Raw genomic sequence first — 14,598 nt, 5'->3', positions numbered from 1 at the left:
CGTCTCCTCCGGGAAAACGCCCCTGAATGGGGGATCCGGAAGCGTCTTCCGGGCGATTACGGCGTCGCGCCGCCCCTATGTTGGCGGGGACGCGCGGCGGGTCAGACAGCAGAAGGTGTCGGACGAGGGGCCGGCTCAGGCGCCGCCGGTGTCCTCATGCGGCGCGGCACTGTCCTCGAAACTGAACTCGGGCAGCGCGGCAAAGGCATCGCGGAGCGCCACGCCCCAGCCGGAGGAAATGTCCTGAAAATAGGGATCGTCGGCCTCGATCCGGCCGGTCCGGCCAAGGCGCAAGCTGTCGGCCTCGTAGACGTGGTAATCCAGCGGCAGGGCGACCGAAAGGTTGGCCTTGATGGTGCTGTCGAAACTGACCAGCACCAGTTTCATCGCCTCTTCGAAGGACATGCCCGCCTCATAGGCGCGCACCAGGATCGGGCGGCCGTACTTGGTCTCTCCGATCTGGAAAAAGGGCGTGTCGGCAGAGGCTTCGATGAAATTGCCCTCGGGGTAGATCAGGTAGATCCGCGGCTCGCCCCCGGCGATCTGGCCGCCCAGCAGGATGGTGGCCGAAAAGGTCGAGCTGGCCTTCTGCCCGTTGTCGTCATGGCGCGAGATCACCTCGCGCAGAGTCTGACCGATCAGCCCGGCGACCTGGAACATCGTCGGCAATTGCAGGATGTCGGGGCTGCGTTCGTCGGGGCTTTTTGAGCGTTCCTGCAGCAGGCTGACCACCGCCTGGGTGGTGGCCAGGTTGCCCGCCGTCATCAAGGTGATGCAGCGTTCCCCCGGCACCTCGAAGTGCACCATCTTCCGGAAGGTGGAGATATTATCGACGCCGGAATTGGTCCGCGTGTCCGACATGAACAGCAGGCCACGATCCAGTTGCAGGGCAACGCAATAGGTCATCTGGCGTCAAAGCTCCGATAGCAGGCCCGCGAGGGAATCGGGCAGCGCCACTCTATTGCTGAACCTGCAAGGAAACGCAAAGCTCTTCCGACGCGTCGCCCTGGCGCAACCCGTGCACCGGCGCCGCCTCGGAATAGTCGCGACCGACGGCCACGCGGACATAGCGATCATCGGGGCAGATGGCGTTGGAGACATCGAAACCGACCCAGCCCAGCCCCTCCAGCCAGACCTCGGCCCAGCCATGGGCGGCCTCCTGGTCGATCCGGTCCGACAGCAGCAGGTAGCCCGAGACGTAGCGCGCCGGCAGGCCCAGGTGGCGGGCGGCGGAAATCAGGATCTGCGCGTGGTCCTGGCAGACCCCCTGCCCCGCGCTGGCGGCCTCCTCGGCGGAGGTGGCGACATGGGTCGTGCCCTTGGCATAGGGCACGGCCTCGGCCACGCGGGCCGACAGGTCGTGCACGCCAGACAGCGCGTTCTCGGCCAGGGTGTCCTTGGCGCCGGCGGCCAGCTTGCGGATCACCGGGCCCGGGGTGGTGGCCTTGGTCGGCTGACGATAGAGCCAGAGCGGCGCCAGCCCGCAGCCGGGGCCGACCACGCCGGTGCGATCCTCGGTCTCGATCTCGCCCGAACAGTGGATACTGACGCTCTGGCTGCCCTCGTCCATCTGGACCATCTCGACCGCGTTGCGGAAGTGATCCTCGTAGGCGACCTGCAGGGTGGCGCCCTCGTATCGGGTCGACCAGGAGATGACGTTCTGGCCCGCGACCCCGCCGCGCGGTGTCAGCCGCAGCTGCAACAGGGCGTAGTCGACCGGACGGTCGTAGGCGTAGGTGGTGGTGTGGGAAATCTTCAGCCGCATGATGTCACCCGTAGAACCTGAAATCTTCCTGGATCTGGCTGCCCAGTCGCCCGGTCTCGCTGATCGCCACCTTCAGGAACTCGTGCAACCCGTCGTCGATCACCCGGTCGATGTCGCGCCCCGACAGCCGGGCATGGGTCTGGGTCGCCATACGCAGGCAGGGCAGTTCGGGCGCATCCGGCCCGTTGAGGTAGTTCAGGTTGCCCACGATCTTGGAATAGCAGAAGGCCAGGCTGCGCGGCATCCGCCGGTCCAGGATCAGGAAATCGGCGATCGTGTTGGGGCTGACCTCCCCCTCGTGCAGCCAGCGATAGCTGCGGAAGGCGGAGACAGACCGCAGGATCGTTTCCCACTGGATGTTGTCCATGCGAGAGCCCACATGCGCCGCCGAGGGCAGCAGGACGTAGTATTTCACGTCGAGGATCCGCGCCGTGTTGTCGGCCCTCTCGATGAAGGTGCCCAGGCGGCAGAAATCGAAGATGTCGTTGCGCAGCATCGTGCCGTGCAGCGCGCCGCGTACCAGGCTGGAATGCTGGCGGATCGTGGTCAGGATCTCCGCCAGGTTCTTCACCGAAACAGGTCGTTTCAGCTCTTCCTTGAGGATCATCCAGGCCTCGTTCACGGCCTCCCAGACCTCAGTCGACAGCGCCGTGCGCACCATCCGCCCGTTGGATCGCGCCGCCTCGATGCAGGACATCACCGACGAGGGGTTGTCGCGGTCGCGCAGCAGGAAGTTGGTCACGCTGGCCTGGTCGAAGTCCTCGTACTTTTCCAGGAACTCCTCCCGCGCGCCGGCGGTGGTGACGATGCTTTCCCATTCGCTTTCGGCATTGTCCTGCACGGTCAGCGCCATGCGGAAGCCGGTTTCCAGAAGACGCGCGGTGTTTTCGCTGCGTTCGAGATAGCGGAACATCCAGAAAAGTCCGCCTGCGGTCCGTCCCAGCATTATCGTCAGTCCCCCAGAACCCAGGTATCTTTGGTGCCGCCACCCTGGCTGGAATTCACCACCAGCGAGCCTTCCTTCAGCGCCACACGGGTCAGCCCGCCCGGCGTGATATGCACCCGTCCGGGCGCCACCAGCACATAGGGGCGCAGGTCCACATGGCGCGGCGCCAGCCCCTTCTTGGTCATGATCGGCACGGTCGACAGCGCCAGCGTCGGCTGGGCCACGTAGTTGTCGGGCTTGGCGCGCAGCTTGGCGCCGAACTCCGCCAGTTCCTTCTTCGAGGCCGCGGGCCCGACCAGCATGCCGTAGCCACCGGAGCCATGCACCTCCTTCACCACCAGCTCATCCAGGTTGTCCAGCACGTACTGCAGGCTGTCGGGTTCCGAGCAGCGCCAGGTCGGCACGTTCTTCAGAATGGCCTTCTCGCCGGTGTAGAATTCAACGATGTCGGGCATGTAGGAATACAGCGCCTTGTCGTCGGCGATGCCGGTGCCGGGCGCGTTGGCGATGGTGATGTTGCCGGCGCGGTAGACATCCATGATGCCCGGCACGCCCAGCATGCTGTCGGGGTTGAACGACAGCGGGTCGAGGAAATCGTCGTCGACACGGCGATAGATCACGTCGATTGGCTTGTAGCCCATGGTGGTGCGCATCTGCACCTTGCCGTCCACCACCCGCAGATCGCCCGCCTCGACCAATTCGGCGCCCATCTGGTCCGCCAGGAAGCTGTGCTCGAAGTAGGCCGAGTTGTGGATGCCGGGCGTCAGCACCGCCACCCGCGGCTTGGCCCGGTCGAAGTTGGGCGGCGCGCATTCCGACAGCGACCGGCGCAGCTCGGCCGGGTAGCCGGAGACGGGCCGCACCTTCATCTTGGTGAAGAGCTCGGGGAACATCTGCAGCATCGTTTCCCGGTTCTCCAGCATGTAGGAGACGCCCGAGGGCGTGCGGGCGTTGTCTTCCAGCACGTAGAATTCATTCTCGCCGGTGCGCACCAGGTCGGTGCCGACGATATGGGTATAGACCCCGCCCGGGGGCGTCATGCCCACCATCTGCGGCAGGAAGGCGTCGTTGCGCGAGATGATATGTTCCGGCAGGCGCCCGGACTTGATGATCTCCTGCCGGTGATAGATGTCGGCCAGGAAGGCGTTCAGCGCCCGCACCCGCTGTTCGATGCCCTTCTCCAGCTGCCGCCATTCGCGGGCGGCGATGATCCGGGGCACGATGTCGAAGGGGATCAGGCGTTCCTGCGCCTCCTTCTGGCCATAGACGTTGAAGGTGATCCCGATGCGTCGGAAGAACGTCTCGGCCTCGTTGGATTTCTTCAGCAGGACCTTGGGATCCTCGCCGGAAAACCACTTGGCGTATTCGGAATAGGGGACCCGCGCACCGCCGGCGCCGGTCAGCATCTCGTCAAAGAACCGATTGTCGGTCATGGTCTCCCTCAGCCCTTGCTGTCCCTGTCACGGCACCCAGGTGCGGCAGGCGGGCCAGCCAACCGTCACTCTCACCCGACCCCGGCGCCACGGGTCTCGCCGCGGCGTCCGGACCCCGATCCTCGCAGAGCCCCGGAGGCGAAGCGAGGGGCGGATCACCGCATGTCGTCGGCGGGTCGTTGAAAATCCGGGTCTGTGCCCAATTCTCGGGCGCTCGGCCCCGGCCCGGTTGGCTCCGGTCCTGTGGGTCTGTCGCGCCTCATCACTCCCACCAGCAATGCGGTTGGACCAAGGAGGCGCGTTTTGGCGTCAAAGGTCAAGGGTTTGGGCAGGCGCGGCGGGACGCGAGGCCGCCCGACGCCACGGCAAGGCCCTGAAAGGGCATCCGAAACGCGCCGTTTCCTGCCCGCCCGATGACGCATCCGGGGCAGCGCCGCAGCGCGGCATCGGCCAGCCTGACCCCGTGCCGCCAGAGGATCCGCCCCCCATGACCACGCCCGCCCTGCCTCACCAGCCCCTCGCCCTGCAGCCAGATCGCAGCCTGCTGGTGCCCATCGACATGCAGGAAGAACATCGCGCCGACCCGCGCTACCTCGTGGCGGATTACGACCGGGTTCTGGAAAGATCTGCCCGGTTGCTGAGAGCCGCCCGCCGGCATGGTGCGGGCGTATTGCACGCCGGCTACCTGCGTGACTTCACCCGCGTACCGCCGCGCCCCTTCGAGCCTGTCCTGCCCTGCGGCACGCCGGCCTTCTCCGCTCCCGGCTCCGCCCTGACCGATTTCTGTGCCGAAGTGGCCCCGGAGGCCGGAGAAACCGTGGTACTGAAGAACGACCTGTCTTGCTTCACCGACGAGGGCTTCCGCGAGGCCGTCACCGGGACGGCGCCCGAATGGGTAGTGATCTGCGGCGTCTGGACCGAGGCCTGCGTCGCCGCCACCTGCCGTGATGCGGTGGCGGCCGGATACCGGGTGCTGCTGGTCAAGGATGCCTGCGGATCGGGCAGCCGCCACATGCACGAGACCGGCATCATCAACCTGGCCAACCGGCTCTATGGCGGGGCGGTCTGCGACACCGACACCGCCTGTCGCCTGCTGGCGGGGGAAACGGCGCCGGTCTGGCGTTTGCAGGGGGCCGCGCCGCTGCGCTTCGACGGGCACACGATCACCGAGGTCTATGACGGGCTTTAGGCACAGCCGCCGGGCCGGAAAAGCTTTGCGCGATCGGCGGCTGTCCGCCTATCCTGCCCTGGCGCCGGACCGATATGCCCGGTGAGCGACGGATATTGACGCAGCGACGCCGGGGGATTTCAGGCAATGGATTGGGCAAGGCGGCTGCTGCCGCAGATCATGCTGGTGCTGATCGTGGGCGCCGTGCTTCTGGCGGTGAACCCCACCGGCGACCTGGATGCCATCGGGGCGGTCTACGCCGGGCTGGTAACCTATGCCGCCATGGCGCTGAACATCCTGCTGGGCGCCCGGCTGCGCCCGGTCGAACGGGCCTTCGGCGGCATGGACAAGATGTTCCTGCAGCACCGGCAGTTCGGCTACCTGGCGCTGATCGCCGCCGTGCTGCACTGGATCGGCCCGCCCGACTTCTCCGGACGTCTCTACCCCTGCGACGACAGCTGCCAGGCGGCGATCGAGGGGGGGGAGCTGGCCTTCAACTGGCTGATCGTCCTGGGTCTGGTCAGCGCTCTGCGCCGGGTGAAGATCCGCGGCCACGGCCTGCCCTACCACTGGTGGAAGCGGACGCATTATCTGATGCTGCTGCCCTTCGGCGCGGCCACCTTCCACCTGGCCTTCAACATGAAGATGCCGGTGACCTACCAGACCCTGGCCGAGGGGTTTGCCGCGCTCGGTGCGATCTGTGCGCTGCTGTGGATCGTCAGCTTCGCCTGGCGGATGATCGGCGCGCGAAAGTACGAGGTGGTCGAGGTCACCCGCCTGGGCGACGTGACCGGCATCCGTGCCCGGCCCCTGGGGCGACCGCTCAACCACCGCGCCGGGCAGTTCGCCTATATCCGTGCCAACCGCGCCGGCCTGCGCGAGGCGCATCCCTTCTCCATCTCCGGCAGAGAGGGCCGAGATGGAGAGTTGCAGTTCAACATCAAGGCCCTGGGGGATTTCACAGGGCGGCTGCCCGACCTGCAACCGGGCGACCGGCTGACCGTCGAAGGACCCTACGGCCACTTCCGCTATCCCGCCCGCGACGGGCGCCAGCTGTGGATCGCCGCCGGGATCGGGGTGACGCCCTTCCTCAGCTTCGTCCGCTCCCTGCCCGAGGATCTGAAGGGCGAGGTGGAGATGGTCTACCTGGTCCGCACCCGTGACGAGGCCCTGGCCCTGGATGAGCTGGAGGCGGCCGCGGCACGCGTGCCCAATTTCTCCTTCACCCTGCATGCCTCGAAGGAAAAGGGCCGCTGGCAAGCCCCCGAGGAAACGCCTACGGACCTGCGCGCCGTCCTCTTCTGCGGCCCGCCGATGGTGCGCGACGCGCTGCGCAAACGCTTCGGCCGCAAGCTGCATTTCGAGTATTTCGAGTTCTGATCCCCCGCCCGGCGACACCGGAGGGACGCCCCGCCCCCGCATCGAGCGGGGCCGAGGCGTGGAGCACCCTAGCGCAGCGGTGCGATCCCCAGGTAGGCCATCAGCACATCGACCATCCGCCGCTGCGCCTCGCCCGCGCCGAACTGCGCCTCGATGTTGTAGTAGTCCCCCAGCCCGTTCATCCGGGTGAAGAAGGAGAAGGAACAATCGTTCCGCTCCGGCCGGACGTGTTCGTAGATCACGTTGACCCCCTGGGCATGGAAGGCCGCCGTCGCCTTGCGCGAGGCGGCGCTCTGCGCGAAAGGGCGCGTGTCGGCCAGCAGGATCGCATTGTCCTCATCCGACAGGGCGCCCTGGGGCGTGGGGGTCATCATGCCCGTCATCGAGGCCGAGCTGCGCCGGGCCGAGATATGCCCGCGCCCACCCGCGCCGGAATAGCCCTCGTCATTGTTGTGCAGGGTCAGAACCGGGTAGCGGTCGGAAAAGAAGCTGGTGATCGCCTTGGTGAAGCCGGGTGTCGGCTTGGCCGAAATGTCCCGGCAGGTTGCGGCTGTGGATGCGGAGAGCGAGAAGTTGCGGTTCGGGTCCTGCCCCTGGAAGGTGCGGCTTTCGCCCGCTTCCACCGCGACCAGAGCACCGCCGTAGCGCCGCACGGCGTAAAGCGCGCTGTCGAAGGCCGCGTTTTCATTGTCGTGCAGCACCGCCCAGACCGGCCCGCGCCGGGCCGAGAGGTTGCGCACCACGGTCAGCTGCCAGCTGCGGCCATGTTCGGTGAAACCCGCGCGGGACAGGCAGAGGCCGGCATCGGCCTGGAAACTGGCCAGGTTGCGGCGCACATCCGGATCCGGAAAACCCGCCGCCGGCAAGCAGGGCGCATCGGGCTTGCTGAACCAGGCGGCTGGCGTGGCGGCCAGCCCCTCGGGCCGGGCGCGGGGGCGCAGCGGCGTCACGGCGGCGACGGCTTCGGCGGGGGACACCCCCTCAGGCGCGGGGTTCAGGGCGCTTTCGACGGCGAGGGCAGCGGCCACCACACCGTCGCGCCCGGGCGCGGTGGTGGTCGACAGCACCCCCATGACCGACCGCGCCAGGCTGCGGCTCTCGGGATCGGGGGCCTCCACGGCGACCGCGGACCCGGCCGGACCTTCCGCGGCGGTCCGGGCCAGACTGGTGGCAGAGGCGGAGGCCGGGCGCGCGACCAGGTCGGCGGGCCGGGCCACGGGACGCAGGACAGCGGGCGCGTCCCCTGCAGCGGTCAGCGGGACAAGCGACGCGCCGCCAGCCTCCTGCGCGCGGGCCATGTCCCAGGCGGGCACCCCCGCGGCCAGCGCCAGCGGCAGCACCATCGCACGGGCGGTCGGACGCAGGTCCGACAGAACGGGAAGGCGGCACGCCAGGGCTGCCGGGCCAAACCGGCGTCGCGACGAAGGGAGAGGCCGGGCCGGATCCTTGGACGGGGTCATCTGGGTCGTCTCGCTTTCTGCTGTCTGGCCGCCCTCCAGGCACCTGAAGGGCAGCTCTTGGGCGGCGTCATCGGCGCGCCTCAATACCCGCTCAGGCGGAAATAGCCGTTGCCGCAATAGCCCGAATACATCGCCGCATTACCGACATTCCCCTGAATCCAGAAATCGGTGCGCGACCTCGGGCTGAGGCCGTTGCGATCCAGCGAGATATTGCCGGCAAGGTCGATCTGTCCGGTGAAGGTCCGCCCGTCGGACCAGAAGGTAATCGTGCCATTGTCCACCTCGGCGGTGAAATCATAGCGGTTCTTGCATTCGACCGAGGGGCTGCGGCGCCCGTTGTCGGTATAGCCGCGCTGGCCGGGGTAGCTGCCGTTGCGCCCGTCCCACGGGTCGGAGGACTGACGGAACTGGTCGAGGCTGCCGCCGCCACTGGCCGGGCGGGCGATGGCGGCCAGATCCATCTGCAGGGCCTCGCGGTGTTCCTCGACCTCCGGTCGGCGGTGATCGTCACGGCCCGCGCGGGTCAGCCAGCGGTCGGTGCAAGCCACGCCCTTTTCCAACTTGCTTTCCTCGCTGAGGGATTGCTCGGCCTGTTGCAGGCAGGAGATCAGCTCGGACCAGAGGCTTTCGGCGTCCACCGCGCCACCGCCGCCCGCGCCAACCCGCTCCAGCGCCGCCTGGGCGCGCATGTTGCCGCGTTCCTGCGCGCGGGTGTACCAGATCCGCGCCTGTTCCAGGTTCTGCCCGCCATGCACCCCGGTCTCCCAGGCCTCGCCGATCTGGTAGGCCAGATTGCCGTCCTGGAAGCGGAAGAACAGGATCTCGTAGACGTCGGAGGGCGAGAGCTTGCCCGCCTGCCCTTCCGGGAACTGCCGCAGATGGGCCATGACCTGACGCGCCTCGCTGGCGCGATTGATCAGCAGGGCATAGGCATCCATCGCCGCCGCCGGATTGCCCATCTCGTTCTGCAACTCGATCACCCGGAACAGCGCCCGGCGCTGGTCCTCGGAGGAGATGGTGGAGGAATTGGCGGCCCGTTCGTACCAGAAGAGCGCCTCGTTCAGGTCGCGCTGCGGCAGCGGGATCTCGGGCGAGGACAGCACATCACCCAGTTTCAGCGCCGCGCGGGGCACGGTGCCTGCGGCGAACTTCAACGCGTCGAGGCCGCGCGCCTGTTCCCCCTGCTCCAACAGGATCAGGGCCCGGCTGAAGGCAATCGCCCGACCGTCCACCGTGTCGGCGGTGGCGGCAATGGCGCAGCTCTGGTCGGCCTCGGCCAGGGTTGCGGCATCGACGCTGGAGAAGACGGAGCCCAACCGCGCGGCAGTGGTTTCACAGCGCACGACATGGGCGTTGATCTCCTCCCGGGTCATCTGGCGGCAGGCCTCGGCCTCGGCGGCGCGGGCGGCCTCGGTGTGGGCGCTGCCCTCGTGGAAGGTCAGGTAGGCGCGATAGGCGGCGCAGGTGTTCTCGGCCTTGGTCTCCTCCCAGGCCAGCGTGGCGATCCGGGCGTTGATCTGCTCGCGCAGATCGTCGCACTGGATGTAGCGATCGCGCTCGGCCCGGGCCTGTTCGATGGTGGCGATGGCGTCGATATTGCCGCGAATGGGGGCCGAGGTGCAGACCGCGTCCAGCGCGCCGGGCGCGATCGGCGCGGGCACGCCGCCCGGCCCGGTACAGCCCGGGGCGCCGTTGATATTGGCCACCGCCAGGCAGAACTCGTTGCGTTCCGAGCGCGAGTAATCGAGGCCGTTTTCCATCACCGGGTTCTGCGAATGGGACCCGCCGGGCTTGTTGCGGGCCATGCGGGCAACGCTGGATTGCAGCTCTCGGTGCAGATCCGACAGGCGGATCGTGGGGTTGCGCGACAGCTGTGTCACCAGAACGCGGGTGTAGACCGACAGGCGCACGTCATCGTCGGTGGACAGGGCCGCCAAAGAGGTCTCGCCGTTGCGGGCGGAATAGAAGATCGCGGTGCCCTCGACCTTGGCCGGCACGAACCCCTGTTCCTGCCCCACGGCCTTGGTCGGATCGGCGGAGGCCAGGGGCGAGTTGCGGCAGGCGTCGTAGAAGACGACGACGCCCTTGGGCCCCGCGGCCTTCACCACCCCCAGGATGTCGCGGTTGAAGTTCACCGCGCGGCGCTTGAAGAACGCCTCGCGCGTGGCCCGTTCGGCGCCCGGCGCACTGGCGGTCATGTTGACCGGCACGATGTAGTTCGACGGATCCCCTTCAAAGGTGATCCCGTGGCCGGAGTAGTAGATGACCACCGTGCTGTCGGCATCCAGCTTCTCGGCGAAGAAATAGACCTGGTCCTCGATCTCCTGCTTGGTGCCGTCGCCCACGACCATGATGTTCTCTTCGGGATAGCCCATGTCGATGAACAGCTTCTGCATCGCCTTGGCATCCAGTTCGGTCACCGCCAGGTCGCTGATCGCGTCGTCGTCGTAGTTCGAGTTGTAGACGATCAGGGCGTAGTTGTCGGCGCTGGCCTCTCGGGTGACGGGACCTGTGACACGCACCTCCGAGAAGTTCTTGAAGGCCACGTCCTGGGCCTGGGCGGGCGCGGTGAAGGGGGCCAGCAGCAGCGCCGCAAGGGCAAGGACAGGCAGCATCAGAAGGCGGCGGGCAGCGGGCAGCGGGGTCATCCGTCTTTCTCCATGGTCTTCGAACCACCGGGGCAGAACCGGCGGCAAGTCGTCTGGGCGCAGTTGGTACGAGCGCCGCCGGTGCCACCGGCAGCGCCCCCAAGGCAGATTTTCGTCCCTGGCCGCCTCACGGCAGGCAGGACCCGTTGGCATCCAGCGCCGAGCGGTCCTCGGCGATGGTGAACCGCAGCACCGAGGTGATCGGCACCTGAGAGGCCGCGAGCGGATCGCGCTGGCCGTCCCGGTCCGGCGCCAGGGTCTGTTCGGTCACGGTGCTGACCACCTCGGAGAAGTTCTTGGTCTGGGTCGGCGCCGTGCGCTGGTAGTCCTCCAGCGTCTTCATCAGATCGGTGCCCAGCTGGTCATAGCTGGTCAGGCCCGGATAGCAGTTCACCGCGATGTCCACGCCGGTGGAGGGCGTATGCGATTGCAGCTCCCGCCCCGGCTGGGGCACCTGGCGCACCTCGCCCGGTTGCAGCACCGGGTTGCCGATGGCCGCCGGGCTGAGACGGAAGAAGCTGCCAACCGAGGTGTCGGGATAGATCACGTCCAGCAGGCAGGCCTGGTCGGTCTGCACGGTGAAGCTGACGCCCTCGCAGACCTTCAGATGCTGGTTCGCGACGTTGATGGTCAGCCCCGGGCGGCCCGCCTTCACCGCGCCGGGGGCGCTGGTGACGGTCTGGCGATCCTGCGCAACGGGTTTCGGCGCGGGCGGGGGCGCCGGCACATGGGCGGCGGCCTGCACCGGCTGGGCCGGGGTTGCGCCAGTGACAGTGCCCGCATGTCCCGGCACATAGGCGGCCAGATGCTGCTGGATCTCCTGCGCGTCGACGCCCGGATGCCCACGCGGCGAGGTCAGGTAGAGGCCCGCCGCCACCTGCTGCCAGGCCAGTTCGACGTCCAGCCGTTCCACCTCGCCCCGCGTGTCGATCTCCGCCAGCCAGCCGGAGACACGGGCGAAGGCCTCGCTGTGGCGCGGCAGGGACAGGATCTGTTGCTGGAAGGTCTCCCAGGTCAGGCCGAACTGCGCCGCCAGCAGGTCGCGGTCGAGGTTCTCGGCATAGACGCTGGCGGTATGGGTGACAGGTTCGGGATGGAACTGGCCCGGCCCTTCCATGATCGTCATGTCGGCCCCGGCCCGCGACAGCGCCGTCAGGTAACGGTCGGTATCCTCGGCATAGGCCGCCTCCAGCACGTCGTCCTCGGGGTGCAGCCGTTGCACCGCCATCAGGGTCAGCGCATCGGCCCCGGTCGCCTCCACCGCCTCGCGGACATTGTCATAGGCCTCGATCGGGCCGCGCGTATGGCAAACCATGCAGGCCTTGCCGTTGGAAATGGTGGTGCCGTAGATCGGGCTGGGGTCCTTCAGGAAGACCACCGCCGTGGGCCCCTTGTCCAGATAACCGCCGGCCGGATCGGTCAGGTAATAGCCCTGCATCCCGTTGGGCAGCGAGAAGATCATCTCGCCCCCGTCTTCCTCGAAATGGGGTGAGTTGGGGAAGGCCGCTGCCGGTCCCAGGGGCGTTTCCTTCAGCCGCCGCGACGGATCGACCCCTCGGTCGAAATCGTAGGACGTCCAGTAGTAGCCGCCCGCGGGCTGTTCCAGTCGCTCGATCAGGCGGTTGTTCTGGCTGACCGCCGAGGCCCCTTCGAGGAACCCCGCCCGCATCACGTCGAAATTGCGGATGTCGGCGATGCGGTCGACGCGCAGACGCGTGGCCTCCAGCGTGGCGACATCATCGGGCAGGCCCAACATGAACTTGTAGGTGAAGGGCAGACCGGCGTTCGACACGAACCAGTCGCCACGCATCACCGGCACCTGCGTCCCGGTGACCGAGGCCAGCATCTTCAGGTTGGGGTCGGCGTTCAGGCCCTGCGGGTCCATGCCGTAGGGATAGGGCCGCGCCGTCTCGATCCCTGGGATCTGGCCGGAGACCAGCACTTCCCACTGGAAAGGCGTCCAGCCGAAGTCGCGGATGTCGATGACGAAGATCGAGGCCCCTTCGGCGATCGGTTCGACCTGGGTGATGCGCGGCTCCCACGACAGGGAGTTCACCATCTTGTTCAGCGCCGCCACGTAGCCCGACAGGTGCTGCATGCGGAAGTCGTCCATCGACTGGCACGGCAGCTGGCCGTTTTCCAGGTGGCCGAAGGAGAAGTAGCGCAGGAAGGGACGGTCCAGCTGATCCTGGGCGGTCAGGTGGCCCTGCACGGCGGCAAACTCGGCGGCGAAGCCCTCGTGCATCCGGCTGGGATCACGCGGCGGCGGCTTCACCTCGGCCGTCAGCAGCTCCTTGTTGACCGCCAGGCTTTCGATCCAGTCGGCGATCAGCGCGCGGTCGGCGTCGCTGGCCGCCTGGCTCGTGGGCATGCGGTTCAGCGACTTGTAGAGGGCCGAGGCGCCCGGGTCGCCCGGCACCACGAGCGAGCTGTCGGCGGCGGTCTTGGCGGCCGATACAAGCGTGGCCTGGGCCGCCGCCGATCCGCCCCGCGCGTGGCAGGCCTTGCAGTCGGAATTGAAATAGGCGTCGACCCTGGCCGTCAGATCCGGCGAGGCGGCCTGCACCAGGGGCGTGGGCGCCGCGCATTCCATCTCGATCACGGGTTTTGGCAGCTCCGGCATATCCGCGAGGTACTGGAAGATCGCCTGCCGGTCCTCTTCCGGTGCCTGACCGAGCTGCCCCGCGACCCGCGCCATGGAGCCCTTGACCGGGGTCGTCAGGTCCAGCCCCAGGCCGTCGCCCAGCACATGGGCCACGAAATCTTCCGGCGCCAGGCCCGAGACGGCGCCCTTGGTGATGTCGCCCGCGACCTCGCCCAGTACGGAAATCCCGCCGGTCAGCGCCTGATCCTCCTGAAGGATGAAGGCTGAGTTGCGCGGCGTGTGGCAACTGCCGCAGGCGGCGACGTTTTCCACCACGTATTGCCCCCAGGCGACCGGATCGGCCTCGCTGTCGCCCGCGCCGTCATAGCTGGCGGGTTCAAAGGAATAGCGCCAGGGGTTCGACCGTTTCAGTCGGTAGCGCAGGGTCAGCTCGTGATCCTCGCTGGGCCGGTCGGATCTGGGTGCCTCGGCCTTCAGGTATTCAAACAGGTCCACCACGTGCTCGGGTTTCATCCCCGAGTAGAACTCGTAGGGAAAGAGCGGCGTGTACTCGCCCCCGTCCGGCGACTGGCCATACAGCATCGCGTTGAGGAAATCGGCCCGGGTCCAGTCCCCGAGGCCCGCCGCGCTGCCGGTGATATTGGGCACGGAGATCAGGCCGTAGTTCGGGCTGTCGATCTTCATCCCCCCCGCCAGAAGGGGCGCCGCCGGGTCCAGCGCGGCGGCCGGATCCTGGTGACAGGAGGCGCAGGCGCCCAACTGGAACAAGCGTTCGCCCCGGACCATGTCGGGCTGATAGCTGTCGAAGGCGCCGGCCTCGAAGGGCTCGGCCAGGGCGCCACCCGGCAGGGCGGCTCCGAGACAGGCGATGACCCAGAAGGGCCGGGCTGAAGAACTTGCTTTTGGCATAATCGCACCGGTCAGAATCTGTACTCCGAGGCAGGATAGGCGAAAAAGCGCCGTCCCGGAGACAACTTTTCCCGGCCTGACGGCTTTTGTCACCTCCCGCGGAGTCATTTTGCCCCGACAAGTCCGGTTTTCCTGCCCTGGGCAGCCGTCTGGCGCCGCTTGCCTCACCGCGCGTGTCACGCGCTGCAAAACCTTGGGATGCAAGGCTGCACGGCGTCGCGCGCATGCCGCGATTTTCCGCTTTTGGGAGGTCAGGGAGCACGGCCAAAGCTGGTCATTTACCT

At 67.6% G+C, this 14,598-nt stretch carries 9 protein-coding genes; 2 read left to right on the top strand and 7 right to left on the bottom strand.

Translation table 11 applies throughout. The features are described from left to right. Window positions 1–135: 135 nt before the first annotated feature. Genes LC066_RS04945 through LC066_RS04930 form a run of 4 tightly spaced genes read right to left on the bottom strand, consistent with a single transcriptional unit; the run spans window position 136 to window position 4,144 of the window. The gene (locus LC066_RS04945) at window positions 136–906 is read right to left on the bottom strand and encodes a proteasome-type protease (protein ID WP_222476470.1); all 771 of its coding nucleotides are present in this window, start codon (window positions 904–906) and stop codon (window positions 136–138) included. Window positions 907–958: 52 nt separating this feature from the next. After that, window positions 959–1,765, bottom strand: a complete 807-nt coding sequence (locus LC066_RS04940; RefSeq protein WP_222476468.1) for a transglutaminase family protein — start codon at window positions 1,763–1,765, stop codon at window positions 959–961. 4 nt (window positions 1,766–1,769) lie between these two features. Continuing rightward, window positions 1,770–2,711 carry an alpha-E domain-containing protein gene (locus LC066_RS04935; RefSeq protein WP_224896894.1) on the bottom strand — a complete coding sequence of 314 codons (942 nt, stop codon included), beginning with the start codon at window positions 2,709–2,711 and terminating at the stop codon, window positions 1,770–1,772. A 5-nt stretch (window positions 2,712–2,716) separates the two neighbouring features. Continuing rightward, complete coding sequence (locus LC066_RS04930) at window positions 2,717–4,144, bottom strand: circularly permuted type 2 ATP-grasp protein (protein WP_224896892.1); 1,428 nt, start codon at window positions 4,142–4,144, stop codon at window positions 2,717–2,719. 487 nt (window positions 4,145–4,631) lie between these two features. Here LC066_RS04930 and LC066_RS04925 point away from each other — a divergent pair, with 487 nt between their 5' ends. Beyond that, on the top strand, window positions 4,632–5,333 hold the full coding sequence (locus tag LC066_RS04925) for an isochorismatase family protein (RefSeq protein ID WP_224896890.1): 702 nt from the start codon (window positions 4,632–4,634) through the stop codon (window positions 5,331–5,333). 126 nt (window positions 5,334–5,459) lie between these two features. Further along, window positions 5,460–6,692 (top strand): ferric reductase-like transmembrane domain-containing protein, encoded by a 1,233-nt coding sequence (locus tag LC066_RS04920; protein WP_224896887.1) that lies wholly within the window; start codon window positions 5,460–5,462, stop codon window positions 6,690–6,692. A 68-nt stretch (window positions 6,693–6,760) separates the two neighbouring features. On the opposite strand, the gene LC066_RS04915 is transcribed toward LC066_RS04920, so the two are convergent. From LC066_RS04915 to LC066_RS04905, 3 genes are all read right to left on the bottom strand, one after another. After that, window positions 6,761–8,152 carry a hypothetical protein gene (locus LC066_RS04915; RefSeq protein WP_224896886.1) on the bottom strand — a complete coding sequence of 464 codons (1,392 nt, stop codon included), beginning with the start codon at window positions 8,150–8,152 and terminating at the stop codon, window positions 6,761–6,763. A gap of 80 nt (window positions 8,153–8,232) precedes the next feature. Beyond that, window positions 8,233–10,800, bottom strand: a complete 2,568-nt coding sequence (locus LC066_RS04910) for a caspase family protein (RefSeq protein WP_224896884.1) — start codon at window positions 10,798–10,800, stop codon at window positions 8,233–8,235. A 127-nt stretch (window positions 10,801–10,927) separates the two neighbouring features. Then, window positions 10,928–14,314, bottom strand: a complete 3,387-nt coding sequence (locus LC066_RS04905; protein ID WP_224896882.1) for a cytochrome c — start codon at window positions 14,312–14,314, stop codon at window positions 10,928–10,930. Window positions 14,315–14,598 lie beyond the last annotated feature (284 nt).

Source organism: Pseudooceanicola marinus, assembly GCF_020177265.1.
Lineage (GTDB): Bacteria > Pseudomonadota > Alphaproteobacteria > Rhodobacterales > Rhodobacteraceae > Pseudooceanicola > Pseudooceanicola marinus_A.
The sequence above is the reverse complement of the archived record's forward strand: the minus strand, read 5'-3'. Positions and strand labels throughout refer to the sequence as shown.